Below are 14,600 nucleotides of genomic sequence, written 5' to 3' on the forward strand. Positions count from 1 at the left end.
GACGCCGTCCCCCAGGCGACTCGCGAGCAGGTCGCCAAGCTCTGCTCCGGCGCCGGGCTGGGATCTCCTCGTCCTCGATAAGAGCGAGCTCCGCCGCTCTTGACGGAGAGTCGGCCAAAGCACCATGTCAGTCAGCGTGCAGCGGGCGCCGGGCTTTGCCGTCCAAGGACAGTTCGCCTGTGGCAGACAGGAAAGAGCCCGCAGGAACTGGTGATCGCCGCGACACCATGTCAACCTAAACGACCTTCCCTAAACTCCCAGGTCAGAGAGGTGATGCTGTGGCATTGGATGCGACGCGATCCGGATTCGCCACCACGGTCGCGGCCCTGCGGCTCCGCTCCTGGAAGCTCGGTGCCGGTCAGGCGATGGAGGTGATCGACCAGTTTTCGGAGGCCGATTTCACCCACATAGTTGACGACCGCGGCGACGTACATGTCAGCTCGCGCGACGGCAGGTTCTACCTCGGCTACTTCCCGAACGGTCGGCCCGGCGGCGCGGACGAGGACTGGGTGACGGGCGAGGGCTGGGTGATCGCGGTCACCGGCACCGCGAACGTCCCCGGCTACCGGATGGCCTTCGGTACGGAGACCCCGGCGGAGATCGTCGCTGCTGTTGTGGCCCAGATCCTGGCCACTTCCCGGTCCCTGTGACCGGCACGTCCCCTTCCCCTCGTCCGCGCCGCTTACCCTGCCTCTGTTCTCGTGGCTCCGTCCGCTACTACTTGGAGAATGCCTTGGACCTGCACACGCCCGAGATGACTGTCGGAGATCTGCTCGACCTGCTGTCCGGCTGCGACCGTGACGCGTCCGTCCGTCTCGCCGTCAACCCCTTCTTCCCTATGGCCCACCGCCTCGGCGGTGTGGAGAAGGCGCTGGACGAGCATGGCCGGTCGATGGTCTACATTGCCGAGTCTGCGGAAGCCGAGCAGTTCGGCCCCCTGCCGCCCGCCGTGGCTGTCGCTCTGACCTGGCAGCCGCCGGCCGAGGGACCCGCGCACCGCCGACGCGGCGCGACCGGGTCGAACACCGGCCAGTGATCCAATCTCTAACTGATGGAGGCGCCCCTGCACCCGCACCACCCCATCGATCCCTCCCACTCCTACTCGCGGGACCTGATGTACTGGGTCACCCCGCGCCACCTAGCCGGTGATGACGGCGTCCTCGCCGAACGGATCGGCGACATCCTGGCCGACCTCGGCTGGCGCATGTGGCCGACCTCCCGCAGCACCCTGCTCTATGTGAGCCCCGACGGCCTGCGCGGCGCGGAGTGGATCCTCGCCGCCTATCCGTTCGCGCTGGGCGGTCTCCCGGTGGCCTAGCAACTGTCCGCCCGTCCGTACCCCGCCTCGGCCCTGACCGAGTGGAACGCGTACTTCACCGCCGGCGTACCGCACGAGGCGCTCACCGATTTCCTGCTCGCGCTCGACGCCAGCGAGACCCCCGATGCCGGGCTCGAGAACGCCGAGTCGGTGCTCACCGCGCTCAGCGAGCGGGGCTGGCTGCGCGACCTGGACCGCCCGCGCACAACCGCCACCGACCCGGGCTTCTCTACGAACGTCTCGCTGGAGATGCTGCCGCCGCTCATCCACGACGCCGACCCCCGCGATGACCTTCTGGGGTGGCAGGCGTGGGCGGAGCCCGTGCTCGGGGCGCCGTACCTGTGGTGCGCCAGCTTCAGCGCGAGCGCCCCGCACGAACTGGTCGCAGCCTTCGCCTCCTCGCTTGCCGCGCCCGGCCCTGTACCGCGCCGGGTACTGCCCGAGGGTGCGGCGGACCGGCTCACCGTCGTCCGCTGCGGCTGACGGGCTGCTCATAGCCGCTGACCGAGGCGGGAGAACGACGAAGGGACGCCCCCTTTCCCTGGGCCCGGTGGTTCCGCTCTCTTCACGAGACCGGAACCACCGGGCCTTCGCTGTACCCCCGGCATCAGCGAACCCCTGACGGCACCCTGGAACCAAGATCCAGGCCGCGCATAGGATCGCCGTCGTGGCAGCCAAAGTAATCGGCAAAGGACCCTTGCGCGGCTACCTCCTGGAGGAGGTGCTGGCCTGGCTGTTGCGCTCCAGCGGCTTCGAGGTCCTGACGGCCGACGACGACAAGGACAAAGAGCCGTGGAAGGTCCTGAAGGAGGACAAGAACGGTCTGCTGGTCCGCGGACGCGGGGCATGGCACCAGGTCGATGCGCTCGGACAGTTCCGGTACGTCCCGCCGTTCTCTCTGCCAGTCCGCTTGTTCGTCGAGGCAAAGTACCTGACCACAGCCCCAGTTGGCCTGCCCACCGTACGCAACGGCCACGGCGTGATCCACGACGTGAACGAGGGCGAGACAACCACGCTCACCGCCCCGGGGACCGGCCGACCACGGACGCGGTACCGCTATAGCTACGCGATCTTCTCCACGTCCGGCTTCAGCCCGGAGGCGCAGGACTATGCGCTGGCCCACCAGATATCCTTGATCGATCTCTCCGCACCGGACTTTGCCGTACTGCGGAATCTCGTGCGGACCACGGCCGACACGATTCACGCAGTGCTCGAAGCCACTCCGGCGGCCGAGCGGCCGAAGGTGCGCGAGATACGGACGTATCTTCGTGGGCCACTCTTGGACATGGATCCGGGCGAGGCGGAACTGCCCGATGCGATTCGCGACCCCCTCGATGACTTGGCGCAGGCCCTGTACAGCCGGTCGCAGCTCGGTCTTGTCCTGGCCTTTCCAGCAGCGCCGTTCGTCCTGGGCCTGGCCTCGGATCATCTCTACGCCTTCGTGGAATACGCGCAAGAGCACCCCACGCACGCGGTGCGCCTGCGTCGCATCAATCAGGCAGCCTCACACCCCGTCTGGGAACTGCGCTCCGCGGAGCACCCCGAGGCGTACGCGTTGCGGTTCGGGCTGCCGGAGCGCGTGGAAGCCTGGATCATCGAGCAGGATGAAGGAATGCCCTCGCGAACCCGGTACATCAAGCGCAGCATGCTGTCGACCATGACCCTGTACTGGATGCACGGGGAGCACGCGCAGACCTTCCAACTCCGCTACGAGCCGGGCGAACTCCGTCTCGACGGCTGATCGCCGGATACGACGAAACCCCGGGGTCCGGGCCTGTCGGGAGGACAGGCCCGGACCCCGGGGCAGGTGCAGAAGTGGGTCAGCGTGTGGTGCGCGCCTTGGCGAGCGCCTTGTCCAGATGGGCGTCCACGAGGCCAGGCGAGCCGGAGACGATCATCAGGATGTTGTCGGCGCGGATCGCCGTCTGCTTGACGACGCTGCGCTGCCCGCCGGCGGAGAAAGTGAGCAGCTGGCTCCACCGCTCGTCGCCGAGGTTCGGCGCGGCCGACCTCTCGGCGCGCATGTCGACGACGGTGCTGCCCGAGGTCACCTGGTAGGTGGGGCAGGAGAGCATCGCGGCGAAGACCTTCGAGATGCCCGTGGACAGCTTCGCCGGGCTGTCGCTGTACAGCTCCTCGCTGACCTCGGAGCTGCTGCTGCCGATGTAGGTGAAGGATGTCTTCGCCTTGCGGGTGAAGTCGAGGCCGGAGCCGGTGGCCGCGTCGCTGCCGAGCTTCTCCAGGGCCGGGCAGCCGATGAGGGTGACGTCGTCGCTGCGGCGAGGGATCTCGGACTTGCGGGTGTAGCCCTCGCCCAGGTCGCTCTCGTTCAACAGCCGGTGGTTCAGCTGGGCCGAGGACAGAGGTGCGGATGCCGAGGGTGTGCTGGCACTGAGGTGTGCGGGTGCGGAGGCGGCCGACGAAGTGTCGGCGGGCTCGGGGTAGCTGGCGCAGCCGGCCAGGGCGAGGACGGTGAAGACGGCGCCGAGGCTGAGGGTGGTCGTGGTGGAACGGCGCATACGGAAACCCCTTGGTGATGCGAGACGGACGGTCTGACCGGGTCGGCCCTCCGGGTGCCGACGAACGCAGGAGTGAGGGAAGGGGTTTCGCGAATTCAGTGGCCGAGGTGGCGCAGTCCGTCTTCGAGGGTGGGGTGGAAGTGGTCGACCGGACCGGAATTGCGGTTGTACCAGACGGTGTCCAGCCGGGTCTCCTCCGCTTCGTGGCCGGCCTCGCAGCGCAGCCACACCGAGTCGTCGCGCATGTTGAAGACGATCCAGTTCCGGTACGCACCGCAGTGGCACGCGTGGACCTCGCCGTTGATGACGAGCGGCAGGTCCCAGCGCATCATGAAGCCCGAGACGTCCTGGCGGCACGGTGCCCGGAACTCCGGCGGCAGGAAGTCGTGCACCACCGTGGCGTTAGCCGACCCAGCGACCGGACCGGTGACGTCCGAGTGCGGCCACTCGGTGTGCATCGCCAGCACCGCCTGGCCGGCACGCTGGGCTTCACGGAACTCTCGGTCCGCACGGTTGCGTCGGAACATGCCGTCTCCCTCTCTGTCGTCTCGCCTGCACGAGGAGAGTGCCGCAAGTCCCTGACCTGCTGCAACTCTAAGAATGTTGAATTCAGCGGGACTTGGCGGAGCGCTCCTTGCGGTTCGTCGGACGCTTCGCGGTACCGCGGCCAGCGGTGGGCGCGGTGGCCGTGCGGTCGGGCAGGGCGGAAGCGTCGGCGGGCAGGTCGGCCATACGCCGCAGCCGCCACACGAGGACGTCGCTGATCGAGTCGGCGGTGCCCAGTTCCCGTCGTCCGGCAGCCTCGGCCAGGAACGCGGCCGGGTCGTGCCCGGCGCTCTCGACGTCGGCGAGCGTGGCGGCCAGCGCGTACCAGCCCGGCTCGGCGAGAACCTGCTCGGCCAACTCCGGGACCGCCTGGCGCAGGTAGGCGGTCTGCTTGCGCTGCAGGGGGTGGGACAGGCGCCGACCGCGCTGGTGCATGACGCCCAAATGCATCGGCGCGGCGGTGTGGTAGGCGGCGCGCAGGTGCTCGGCGGCCTGGTGGGCAGCCGCGGCCTGCTGGGCGTGCTCCTTCATTCCGTGCCAGTGGGCGGCGGCGGTGACCAGGAAGAACATCGTGTCGATCAGCATCGCGGTGGTGGCGCCGTCTTCCCCGCGGCCGAGTGCCGGCCCGCTGTGGACGAGGTCGCGGGCGGCCTGCCGCAACCCGCGGGCGTGCCCTCGCTCGGCCCGGATGTGGGAGCGGGTGGCCCGCTCGAACGCGAAGGCGGCGTCTCGCAGTTCGCGGCGGGTGTGCGCGGCCGAGGTCTTGGCGAGCGCGTCGAGGACCTCGCCGCCCGCGGCGATCAGCCCGGCGGTCTGTCCGTCGTCGCCCTGGTCGATGAGGAGTACGGCCTGCCAGGACGCCGACGTCGCTTGGCGGCGTGCGGTCGAGGGGCTGACACGCGCCGAGCCGGAGGAGCGGTCCGTGGTGGCGTCGCGTTCGGGGGCGTTGCCGGCCCACCGTTCGCGGATGCGTGGCAGGGAGAGGTCGGGTGCGAGGGTGGAGCCCGAATAGTAGATCGGTTCTTGGTCCTCGTTGCGGTCGTCGGGCAGCGCGACCTTGTAGCCGAGCAGATCCCCGGAGGGTGCGACGCGCTGGCTGACCAGGAGGCCGGCGGCGGCCAGGCGGTCGAAGAACTCCTGCTCGCCGACGACGCCGGCGGCGGCGCGGCGCACCGTCTCGCGCAGCTCCTCGCGTGGCGTTCGCTCCTTGCCCCGGCGGTTCGCCTTATGGCGTTCTGCACTGGAGGGGCGCTTGGCGGCGGTTCCGTCGCCGGTGTTCAACCGCCGTAGTCCGTAGTCGATTTCGATCTTCCGTGCTTCCGCCTGGGAGCGGGCGCCATCGTGGCGGATACGGGCCCGGCGGCCGTCATGGCGGACGACGGTGGCGATGATGTGGATGTGGTCGTCGGCATGGCGGACGGCCGCCCAGCGGCATGCGGCGTCGTCGCCATCGGGGGCGATACCGGTGGCGGAAACCATGCGGCGGGCGATGTCCGCCCACTGCTCGTCGGTGAGGATCGGGTCTTCGGGGGCGGCGCGAATGGACAGGTGCCATACGTGTTCGGCGGGCCTGGCGCTTTCGGGCAGGGCCATGACGGGCTGGTCGAGCAGTTGTTGCAGGTCGCCGTATGTCGCCTTGGGGTCGCGGCCGGGGGCGGGGGCCAGGCGGTCCCACGCAGCGACGAGGTGGGGGTCGATGTGCTCCTCGGCGTTGCCGGGGCCATACAGGTACTTCAGCAGGCCGTAGGTGTCATCGCCCATGTCGTGGACTGAGGGGATCATGCCGCTGGACGCTCGCCGTCCAGGTAGTGCTGGACCAAGGCGTCCACACGCAGCGACACGCGGTCGACACCTGCGAGGACTGCCTTGGCCTGCGGCGCCGGATCGTCCGAATTCAGCGCCGCCGCAACCTGGTTGAGGTTGTTTCCGATCCGGTTCAGTGCGGTGCGCAGGTCGAACAGCTCCTTCAGCATCTCGCGCTCGCCGGCGATCTCTGCGGCGGTGAGGTCGAGGTTGCGGGCGGCTTTGAGGGCGGCGCGGGCAAGGTAGTTGGCGATGCTCATGTGGCAGGCGGCAGCGGCGCGGACGAGGAGCTGGTACTCGTCGTCGTTCATGCGGCAGCTCGGCTGGTGCATGCGTTTCTTCTCGTCGCGCAGGCGCTCACGTTGCTGAACGTGGGGCTTCGGCGGGGCGGCGTGGGTGCAGTCGGTGCTGTGGCAGGAGTGGTCTTCCCCCTCTGCAGGATGCGAGCCGCCCCCGGTCGCGTCCTGACGGATCGGCGCCCCCTGGTGCCGATCCGCTCCCGCCACCCCCGGGGCGGGAGACGCAAGAGCATTGCTCCCAACGGGAGCAATGCTCTTGCACCAACTTGCTTCCGCTGAGGTCGAGTTGGTGTCCGGCTCGTCCGTTGCGGGGGTGGAGGTTGTCGTCGGATTTGTCATCGGGTGCGGTTCCTCGTAGTGCGGATGCGGTATTGGATGTGGGCGGCGAGATCGACCATGTCGGTCGGGCCGTCGAGGAGCTGGACGGGGGATTCGGCGTGGCGCTGGACGAGCCACTGGCCGGTGGGGGCCGACACGGCGGCGTGCAGGAGTTGGTGGCGCACGAGCACCTCCGCCCAGGCGGCGGCCTCGGCGGTGGACGGCGCGTGTGTACGCGGGTGACGGGCAGGAATGGCGGGTTCCTCCAGCGCAGGGGCGGTGGCCCGGCCGAGGCCGGGCCACCGGAAGGATCGAGGGAAGCAGGGGCTTGGCCTGCTGGTTTGTGAAGGTCAGCCGCACTCGGGGCAGCGATCGAGGTGCCGGTTCAGGGCCCGCGCCATGTTCCGCGTCAGGGAGCGGGCGTTCGTCGCGCTGGTCTTCGCCGACGCGGATCCCTGGTAACGCTCGGCGTGGATGCGCAGGAGGCGGATGTCCTGCTCGAAGCCGGACTTGATGTGCGCGAAACGCTGGCAGTTCTTCATCGAGCCGTACTCCGTGCCGTCGTGATGCCTGCCTCGCTGCGGAGCTGCTGCAGAACCGGCGTCAGACGCTCGTTCCGCCCTCCCCGGATCTGCTGGGCGCGCAGGATTTCCCGGAGCTGAATCCGGGTCAGGGACTCGTTCCCGTCGCGCTCCAGCAGCGCGGGCACGTGGGGACGGACCCGTTCGACCATCTCCTCGACGCTCAGCTTCGGCTGCTTCCGGGACCCGGCGGACTGACCGTTGCGGGGCCGGTTCCGGGACGCCCTCGCCTTCGGGGTCCGCCGTACGGGGACCGTGTGGGGACGGTCCCCGACGGGCTTCGTCCCCGCTTCGGCATCCGGGTGCTCCCGGCCCCCGTCCCCGGTGGGGACGGACACCGGGGACGGGCCTGTGTCCCCCTGAGCAGCGGCTTCGTGCGAATAGTCGGCACTGCCGTTCGCGTCGTCGTCGGGATCTTCGGTCCCGGCGGGCACGGTTTCCCGGTCCCCGACGGCCGACTCTTGGCCCTCGTGCAACAGGCCCGAGCCGGACTTGGCGGCTCGGTCCCCGTTGCCGACCGAGTCCGGGTGGGGACGGTCCCGGTCGGGCTGGTGTCCCGTCCCCGGTTCCGTACGGTCCCCGTCTGCCCGGTCCCCGTTCGATGCGGCGCGTCGGGGACCGCCGCCGGGGACCGTGCCCACCCCCGGAGGCTCCTGCGTCCCATTGACCGCCGACGTTGCGATGGACGCGGGGAGAAGGGACCGGTCCCCGTGATCGGCGTCCTGCTCGTGCGCGGGCTGAATCCAGGGCGACGGCAGGATCACGGTGGCGAGCTCCGCGGCGTGCCGGCGCGCGGCCAGCTGCTCCAGAAGCGCCCGACGCTGCTGCTGGTCGGTGCCGACACTGGATCGCGCGAGAGCCGACTGGAGCCGACGCGTGATTCGGCGGCCACGACGGTTCTCACGCTCCTCCTCGGGCATCGAGGCCAGCAGGGAGGCGAGCGCCACGGCCCGCCGGGTCGCGCGGTCCTTGGTGATCTGCGCGGCATCACGGTTGCGGGTGGCGATACCCAGGCGGGAGAGGAGACGCTCCCGTACTTCGCGTCCGAACGTGGCGAGGAAGCCTTGGGAAGCGGCGTCCGGCTTGTGCAGCCGCAGCTCGATGCCCATGGCCAGGTGCCAGAGCACGGCCGCCATGACCGGGCCGACGAAGGCCCGCACGGTGCCGCCCACCGTGCCCGACTCGGCGTACGCGGGGATGATCTGCACCCCGGTGATCACCCAGACCAGCCCGCCTGGGAGACCGGGTGCTCCCTGGGTCTTCAGGTTCTGTCGGGCCATCAGCGCGGTCGCGAACAGCGCGAGTTCGGCCGCACTGAACATCATGGCCCGCTCCACCGCGCCGGCCATGTCGAGGTAGTCGGCGGCGAACCGCCAGCTGGTGTCGGCGCTGTAGGCGGTGCAGTTGAGGGCGGCGAGAGCCGCGACCCAGACCGCGGGTGTGCCGGCGCGCTGGTCGCCCGCCCGGGCCCCGTTACGCCGGATCGACCATCGGGCCAGCACCAGGGCGAGCACGCCGACGGCCGCGACGAGGTGAACGGGCTCGATGCCGGCAGGAAGGAAGGGCATGGCGATGGGGTGAGTCATGCGGCCTTTCGGAGAGCGGCGATCAGGGCGTGAGTCTGCGCCTGGCGGGGCACCTGCACCGGGGAAACGGCGTCTTCGGAGTCCTCATCCGAGGCGTCTTCGTCCTCGGCGTACTCGTCGTCGGTGGCCGCTTCCGGTTCGGCTTGGCCCCAGTAGCGGTCGCGGTCGGCAACGGCGTGGGCGGCGTTGCGCATCAGGTCGCGAGCCCAGTCGAGGTTGTCGAGCCGCAGGGCGTAGGCGAGGCGCTCGGGACTCCATCCGCGCACGTAGGCGTGGCGGGTGACGGCTTCGCGCTCGGCGTCACTGAGGTGGACGTCACGGCCTTCGAAGGCGGCCTTGACCCGGGCGTAGTCCAGGCGCTTGTTGACCCGGGCGTGCCAGGGGCGGCGCTCGTCCTCGGTGAGCCCGCCCCACATGCCCTGGCGGATCTCGTTGTCGAGGGCGTAGTCGAAGCACGCCTTCTTCACCAGGCAGCCGCCGCAGATCGCCTTGGCCGCGTCGATGGCCGCGCGGTCGCGGGCCGCGTGGAAGAACAGCTCGTCGATCTCCTTGGCCGGCAGACCATGGCACCGGCCGTGGGCCTGCCAGCTGTGGTCGGCGATGCCCCGGATGGTCGGGGTGGGGGTGGTGTTGGTGGTGATGTGGCGCAAGGCAGTCTCCGGAAGTCGCCTCGGCGGGTGCGGGACACACGGCGCCAGTGGCGGACGGGGTGCGGCGTGTCGGCGTCGAGGCGGGCTCGGGGTACGGCGTGGAGCCGTACCGCAGGCGGAACGTTTCGGTGGAGAAGCGGGCGACGGTCAGACGGCGGATGCCTGCCAGGCCTGCACCGCTTGGGCGCGGTCAATTCGGCCGGGATGGGCCGTGGTGCGCGGTGCGCTGCCCCGTGCGGTGCCATCGAGGGTGAGGCGCCGACGGCGGCAGGGCTCGCCCTCGGGAGCGTGACACCAGTCGCACGGGACGCCGAGGACGTCGGGGCCTCCGGCAGCGATGGCGGCGTCGCGGCTGGCGCGGGCCGGTCGGTAGGGGGCCAGCTCGGCGCGTACGGCGGGCGGGATGTAAGAGCCGACAGCGGCCAGCTGGTCCTTGAGACCTGGCCGGTATCGCCCGGCAGTGATTCCACGGTGCGGCGAGGGAGCGGCCTGCCCGGCAGCCACGGCGTCGCGCGCCGCAAGTAGCTCGGCCCTCCAGGCGTGCGGATTGTCCGGGTCGGCCATGGGCGTCGGGTCGGTGTGCCGGGCCACGCGGTCACGGCGGTACGCCTGCCATTCGCGGGCCACGTCGGCTGGCAGGATCGGGTACGGCGAACTCACGATGCGCTTGCGGACGGTCTCACGGACGTCCCAGCCCTGGGCGGTGGCTATCGGGACGTCGCCGAGCAGCTCGTGCCACATGGCGAGCTGGTCGCGGGCCTCGCCCGCGTCGGTGCGGATGGTGCGTGGGTCCAGGCGGCCGACGTAGGTGAGTACGGCAGCAACTTCGCGGCGGTCCAAGGTAGTTACTCCGTTCCAGTCGGTTCGTCGACGGCGGCGAGCAGGGCGGCCATGTGCGCGTCGGCGCGGGTCATGCCGGCCTGCGGCGCGGAGGTGCCGCCGGGCAGGGCGTAGAGGTTCGGTCGCTGGGGGGTTGGGCTGTGCTCGCGGGCGATCCAGGCCCGCCAGTCGGCAGCCCAGGTGGCAGTGGGGCGAGGGCTCCAGGCAGCGCGGTGGTGGCGCCACTTCGCGTCGGCTGCCTGGAGGCCGTGCTCGCCGAGGCGAGTGAGATGTCCCTGCTGCTGAGTCCAGGACAGGCTCGCGTCGTCGACCTGCCAGTCGGCGGCGGAGGTGAGGTCGGCAGCACCACTGCTGCTGTACCTACGGTTCACCTTCGGTTCACTACGGTTCTGGGGGTCAGGTTCAGACCCGGAGGGGGGTCGGATTTCGACCCGGGCTGGGGTCGGAATCCGACGAGGGGGTGCAGATTCCGACCCGGTCACATTTGGATGGCGGGGGTCGGATTTCGACCCGGTCCTGGGCCAGATGCCGTGCCTGCGCAGCCGCTCGATGTCCAGCGCGGGCACCGGATCGGACTCGGCCGGGGCCTCGACGTACGCCTCGGGGTCGTCCTTGCGGGCGACAGCGACCTTGGCCAACCACGCAGCGGTACGCGGCAGCCGGTAGACGGTGCTGTGCCGTGGGCCGTCGAGGTCTTCGAGCACCTCCAGCTCGCCGACCTCGGCCAGCGTGACCAAGGCATCGCGCACGGTGTTACGGCTTGCGTTCGTGCGCTTCATCAACGAGGTGAGCGACGCCCAGGCGACGCACTGCTCGTCCGGTATCCGGTCAGCGATCGACAGCAGGACCAAGCGCGCGTTGCCGCGGCTCGCGCTGTACTCCCACACCCATTCGCGGGATTCCCGGCTCATCGGGTCACCGCCCAGACGGGGCGGGCGCCGGAGGCCGGCTCCGGCGCGAGGGCCCTGAGCGACCGGTTCGGGGTCGGGGAACCGGGCAGTGAAGCGAGGACGGCTGCCGCACGAGCCGGGGATACCAGCCCTTTGCGCAGGGCAGGCGGCATGTGGGACTCTCCTCCGTGGTGAAACCCGCGCCGGTGTGCCCCGTGGAAGGGCCGGTGCGGTGAAGGTGGGTAAATCTCCGCCCTTGCCGGGGCAGGAGTGCCATTTGGCGTTCGGCGTCCGGGAGCTACTACTCCCTGGGCGCCGTCGCTGTCTTCGGGGCTAACTCACCCGGCTGGATCGCACGTTCCGCATATGGCTCCTAGCGTCGTCTGCTGCCAGGCTGAGTGCCCGGCGAGGGACGACGAACATATGCAGGCCTTGCGGCAAGATCCAGACCTTGCTAAAGGACTCTCTACAAGTCGTAGTCGAGGACAGCGGCACCTGTACCTACCGGTGGAGGCGGCGTGCTGCGACTCCGGCAGCGGAGTGATTGCCCCGACGTACTCGGAGATGGCCTTCACCGCGCCTCCTTGTGTCTCGCGCCACAACGCAAGGCGGAGTCGAACAGGACGAGTTCGGTGTCGCCGGACGTGGCGGCGTGTTCGGAGGCACCCGCTACGTGGATTTAGTTGGCGCTAACCGCCAGCCACTGTCAGGACAGCAGCCGTTAGCCAGGACGGCGGCCTGGACCGTTGACGCAGGCGACCGCGCCGTTTCGACGTGGGCTCGGGGGCGCAGAGCCGGCCATCCGCCCACGGGCATGATGAGGGCGGGCAGCGACATGTCGGTGATGATCACGGTTGGCATCGCGAAGGAGTGGACGGCCAGAGGTGCGGCGGTGGGTTGAGCATCTGTGTCACCGGCTCCTGGCACGGGTGGTGCACCAAACGCCGGCAGACGACCACCCGGTGCCGGTCGTGCAGGGAGGCGGGTGTGGCGGGGTTCCGTCCGCCGAAAGAACTCTGAGCACCACATCGTGCGTCCTGATCTGCCCGGCCGGCGGTAGAGCACAAGGCGGCGCAGGCGGTCGTTGGGGGAGGAGGACTAGTGCCCCATGGAGATGCCGCCGCCGACCGGCACCCTGACGCCGGTGTCGAAGGCGGCTTCCTCACCGACCAGGATGGCGATGGCCGAGGCGATTTCCTCCGGAGTCCCGATCTGGCCCAGCGGAACGTCACCGGCCATGGCGGTGCCGGTCGGGCCCGGGGTCACGATGCTCACGGTGACCGTGCTATGGCCGATCTCCCTGGCCAGCGAGCGGCCGAAGTCGGCAAGGCCCGCCATGGAAGCGGCGTAGTCGGGCTGTGCTGCGTCCTTCAGTCCGATGGCCGAGGGCACGAGGATGATCCGGCCGCGCTTGGCCTTCAACATGTCGCGGGCGGCACGCCTGGCCAGCCGGTAAGAGGCCGTGAGGGGCGCGCCCAGGACCGCGTCGAAGTCCTGCTCGGGCGTGCGCAGCGGGTTGTCCCGGGTGATGCCGGCGTTGATCACCAGAACCTCGACCGGCCCCTGGTCGGCCTCGACCTCCTTGAAGGCACTCTCGACCTGTTCGGGATCGGTGATGTCGCAGTACACGGGCAGGGCTCCGTCGTGGACGAGATCGAAGGAGGCGCTCTCGGTGTAGTGGGTGAACGCGACGTGATCGCCGCGCCGGAGGAATGCGCAGGCCGCAGCGTGCCCGATTCCATGGTTTCCGCCGGTGATCAGAACAGAGCGCGACATGAAGATCCTTTACGCGAGTCAGCTGGCTTGGTTCGCCGTTGCGGAGATCGCCTCGCCGCGGCGGTGCCAGTGACAGTAAGACGTCGCTACGCCATTCAAGGGAACGCAAAGCTTGTGCTTATCCTGGGGATGGGAACTGACAGTTCCCATTGCCCGGTGCAGGGGCACCGTGTTCCGAATGTTGGACACGGCGTTTGGCGCCAACTCCCTTACGAGCGGGCCGTGATGCGTTGAGCGGCCAGCGAGGAAAAGGGGTCGTGAATATGTGGGCAATGTGACCTGGGTCTCAGTGCCCGTCGTTATGTAAGCGTTACGAATGAGAATGAGATGCAGAACCTGATCGTCACCCGCATTCTGCAGCAAGCGCGGGCGCGCCGTGACACATCAGACATCCCAGGCTTTGAAGCGGCTTTCGGGGCGCATCAACCTTCCGGAATCACGCAGGCGCAGGTGGCCCACCTGGCCGGCGTCAGCCGTCGCTGGTACGGCAGTCTGGAGGCTGGGCGCCCAGCCAACTACAGCGATGCGTTTCTCCAGGCCGTGCGGCGCATTCTCGACCTGACCGACGAGGAATGGGACATCGTTTACCGCGTCACCCGCGGCCACGCCCCTGCAGCCGCCCCCGTCAGCCATCTCGGAGCTCTACTTCCCGACGCGTTCCGCGCCTTCATCGAGGAGAGTCGCACCTGGGCCCTCTACCTCAATGACTACCGCTGGGATCTCTTGGCCTACAACGCCAAGACCCTGGAGTATTTCCCGTGGATGCAGTACGGCCTCAACGTCATGGAGTGGGCCCTCGCCTGGCCTGAGGCGCGCACCCAGCTCGTCAACTGGGAAGAGGAGTGGGCCAAGCCCATGATGGCGCAGCTGCGCGTGCACGCCGAAGAGTGGCGCACCGACGAGCGCATGCGGGCCGTGGTCGAAACCGTCCGCGCAGACCCGACCGCACGCAAGCTCTGGGATGCACGCGACCTGCCCGCCATCACCCACCCGGCATCGGAACAACCCCGCCGCCTCTACCTCGCGGGCCGAGGGGACCAGGAGTTCGCCGTCCGGTTCATGGCGGGAACACCCGACGAACTTCCCTCGTGTCGCCTCATGGTTGTCACGCCCGCAGAGGCGGTATCGAGCAACTAGGTATTGGCTTCCGTGGTCTTAGTCATCGATTGATTCGGCTGTCGGAGCTGTGGCTCGGCGGTCGAGGAGAATATGAGGCGGCGAGGTTGGTGACAGTGCGCGTATATCTCGCATCTGCGCGGCGCTACTGCCGTCCCGACTCTGCTTGAAAGCCGTTTCCGCTACAGAGAGATGACGGAGAATCAGCCTGATCAGGTACGTGGCCTGGGCTTGCAGAGAGATCTTCTATCGCGCTGAACTCCCAGCGATTCTCGGCCATTTCAGCGCCTTCGCTGTCGAACCGTTGGACGGGTGGGCGGTGTCCAAAGCGAAGACTGCGCCGCAGCATTGTTTACAG

The 14,600-nt window shown here is 69.2% G+C and carries 15 protein-coding genes and 1 pseudogene; 5 read left to right on the plus strand and 11 right to left on the minus strand.

The annotated features are described in order from the left end of the window. Positions 1–284: 284 nt before the first annotated feature. The 4 genes and pseudogenes from OH768_RS48065 to OH768_RS48080 all read left to right on the plus strand — a co-directional run bounded on the left by OH768_RS48065 (position 285) and on the right by OH768_RS48080 (position 3,059). Positions 285–650: a DUF317 domain-containing protein gene (locus OH768_RS48065; RefSeq protein WP_406463395.1), complete on the plus strand. Its 366-nt coding sequence runs from the start codon at positions 285–287 to the stop codon at positions 648–650. Positions 651–754: 104 nt separating this feature from the next. Next, positions 755–1,036 carry a hypothetical protein gene (locus OH768_RS48070; protein ID WP_406463396.1) on the plus strand — a complete coding sequence of 94 codons (282 nt, stop codon included), beginning with the start codon at positions 755–757 and terminating at the stop codon, positions 1,034–1,036. Positions 1,037–1,114: 78 nt separating this feature from the next. Beyond that, a pseudogene (locus tag OH768_RS48075) lies at positions 1,115–1,801 on the plus strand (DUF317 domain-containing protein). Between the two features lie 214 nt (positions 1,802–2,015). Further along, positions 2,016–3,059: a hypothetical protein gene (locus OH768_RS48080; protein WP_406463398.1), complete on the plus strand. Its 1,044-nt coding sequence runs from the start codon at positions 2,016–2,018 to the stop codon at positions 3,057–3,059. 79 nt (positions 3,060–3,138) lie between these two features. Here the strand turns inward: OH768_RS48080 and OH768_RS48085 are convergent, their stop codons facing one another. The 11 genes from OH768_RS48085 to OH768_RS48135 all read right to left on the minus strand — a co-directional run bounded on the left by OH768_RS48085 (position 3,139) and on the right by OH768_RS48135 (position 13,126). Further along, positions 3,139–3,837: a hypothetical protein gene (locus OH768_RS48085; protein ID WP_406463400.1), complete on the minus strand. Its 699-nt coding sequence runs from the start codon at positions 3,835–3,837 to the stop codon at positions 3,139–3,141. A 95-nt stretch (positions 3,838–3,932) separates the two neighbouring features. Continuing rightward, complete coding sequence (locus OH768_RS48090) at positions 3,933–4,364, minus strand: hypothetical protein (protein WP_406463401.1); 432 nt, start codon at positions 4,362–4,364, stop codon at positions 3,933–3,935. A gap of 82 nt (positions 4,365–4,446) precedes the next feature. Next, positions 4,447–6,165 (minus strand): relaxase/mobilization nuclease domain-containing protein, encoded by a 1,719-nt coding sequence (locus OH768_RS48095; RefSeq protein WP_406463402.1) that lies wholly within the window; start codon positions 6,163–6,165, stop codon positions 4,447–4,449. Beyond that, positions 6,162–6,518, minus strand: coding sequence for a plasmid mobilization protein (locus OH768_RS48100; protein WP_406463403.1), 357 nt, complete (start codon positions 6,516–6,518; stop codon positions 6,162–6,164). Before OH768_RS48100 ends, OH768_RS48095 begins: the two co-directional genes overlap by 4 nt. Positions 6,519–6,820: 302 nt before the next feature. Next, a complete protein-coding gene (locus tag OH768_RS48105) occupies positions 6,821–6,988 on the minus strand; it encodes a hypothetical protein (protein ID WP_406463405.1) in 168 nt (55 codons plus the stop codon). 165 nt (positions 6,989–7,153) lie between these two features. After that, positions 7,154–7,345, minus strand: coding sequence for a hypothetical protein (locus OH768_RS48110; protein WP_406463406.1), 192 nt, complete (start codon positions 7,343–7,345; stop codon positions 7,154–7,156). Next, a complete protein-coding gene (locus tag OH768_RS48115; protein ID WP_406463408.1) occupies positions 7,342–8,952 on the minus strand; it encodes a hypothetical protein in 1,611 nt (536 codons plus the stop codon). Before OH768_RS48115 ends, OH768_RS48110 begins: the two co-directional genes overlap by 4 nt. 14 nt (positions 8,953–8,966) lie before the next feature. Further along, the gene (locus OH768_RS48120) at positions 8,967–9,620 is read right to left on the minus strand and encodes a WhiB family transcriptional regulator (protein WP_406463409.1); all 654 of its coding nucleotides are present in this window, start codon (positions 9,618–9,620) and stop codon (positions 8,967–8,969) included. Between the two features lie 147 nt (positions 9,621–9,767). Then, positions 9,768–10,460: a hypothetical protein gene (locus OH768_RS48125; protein WP_406463410.1), complete on the minus strand. Its 693-nt coding sequence runs from the start codon at positions 10,458–10,460 to the stop codon at positions 9,768–9,770. A gap of 5 nt (positions 10,461–10,465) precedes the next feature. Next, the gene (locus OH768_RS48130; RefSeq protein WP_406463412.1) at positions 10,466–11,371 is read right to left on the minus strand and encodes a helix-turn-helix domain-containing protein; all 906 of its coding nucleotides are present in this window, start codon (positions 11,369–11,371) and stop codon (positions 10,466–10,468) included. A gap of 1,077 nt (positions 11,372–12,448) precedes the next feature. After that, the gene (locus OH768_RS48135; protein WP_406463413.1) at positions 12,449–13,126 is read right to left on the minus strand and encodes an SDR family NAD(P)-dependent oxidoreductase; all 678 of its coding nucleotides are present in this window, start codon (positions 13,124–13,126) and stop codon (positions 12,449–12,451) included. Between the two features lie 327 nt (positions 13,127–13,453). On the opposite strand from OH768_RS48135, the gene OH768_RS48140 reads away from it, so the two are divergent. After that, positions 13,454–14,263: a helix-turn-helix domain-containing protein gene (locus OH768_RS48140; RefSeq protein WP_406463414.1), complete on the plus strand. Its 810-nt coding sequence runs from the start codon at positions 13,454–13,456 to the stop codon at positions 14,261–14,263. The last annotated feature ends 337 nt before the right edge of the window (positions 14,264–14,600 follow it).

Origin of the sequence: Streptomyces sp. NBC_01622 (assembly GCF_045209635.1) — a bacterium.
Lineage (GTDB): Bacteria > Actinomycetota > Actinomycetes > Streptomycetales > Streptomycetaceae > Streptomyces.

Bases quoted from the DNA above. Each gene is read 5' to 3' on its own strand.
- OH768_RS48110 (WP_406463406.1), bottom strand. From the start codon at position 7,345: ATGAAGAACTGCCAGCGTTTCGCGCACATCAAGTCCGGCTTCGAGCAG.
- OH768_RS48135 (WP_406463413.1), bottom strand. From the start codon at position 13,126: ATGTCGCGCTCTGTTCTGATCACCGGCGGAAACCATGGAATCGGGCAC.
- OH768_RS48115 (WP_406463408.1), bottom strand. From the start codon at position 8,952: ATGCCCTTCCTTCCTGCCGGCATCGAGCCCGTTCACCTCGTCGCGGCC.
- OH768_RS48140 (WP_406463414.1), top strand. From the start codon at position 13,454: ATGCAGAACCTGATCGTCACCCGCATTCTGCAGCAAGCGCGGGCGCGC.
- OH768_RS48070 (WP_406463396.1), top strand. From the start codon at position 755: ATGACTGTCGGAGATCTGCTCGACCTGCTGTCCGGCTGCGACCGTGAC.
- OH768_RS48100 (WP_406463403.1), bottom strand. From the start codon at position 6,518: ATGCACCAGCCGAGCTGCCGCATGAACGACGACGAGTACCAGCTCCTC.
- OH768_RS48095 (WP_406463402.1), bottom strand. From the start codon at position 6,165: ATGATCCCCTCAGTCCACGACATGGGCGATGACACCTACGGCCTGCTG.
- OH768_RS48130 (WP_406463412.1), bottom strand. From the start codon at position 11,371: ATGAGCCGGGAATCCCGCGAATGGGTGTGGGAGTACAGCGCGAGCCGC.
- OH768_RS48085 (WP_406463400.1), bottom strand. From the start codon at position 3,837: ATGCGCCGTTCCACCACGACCACCCTCAGCCTCGGCGCCGTCTTCACC.
- OH768_RS48090 (WP_406463401.1), bottom strand. From the start codon at position 4,364: ATGTTCCGACGCAACCGTGCGGACCGAGAGTTCCGTGAAGCCCAGCGT.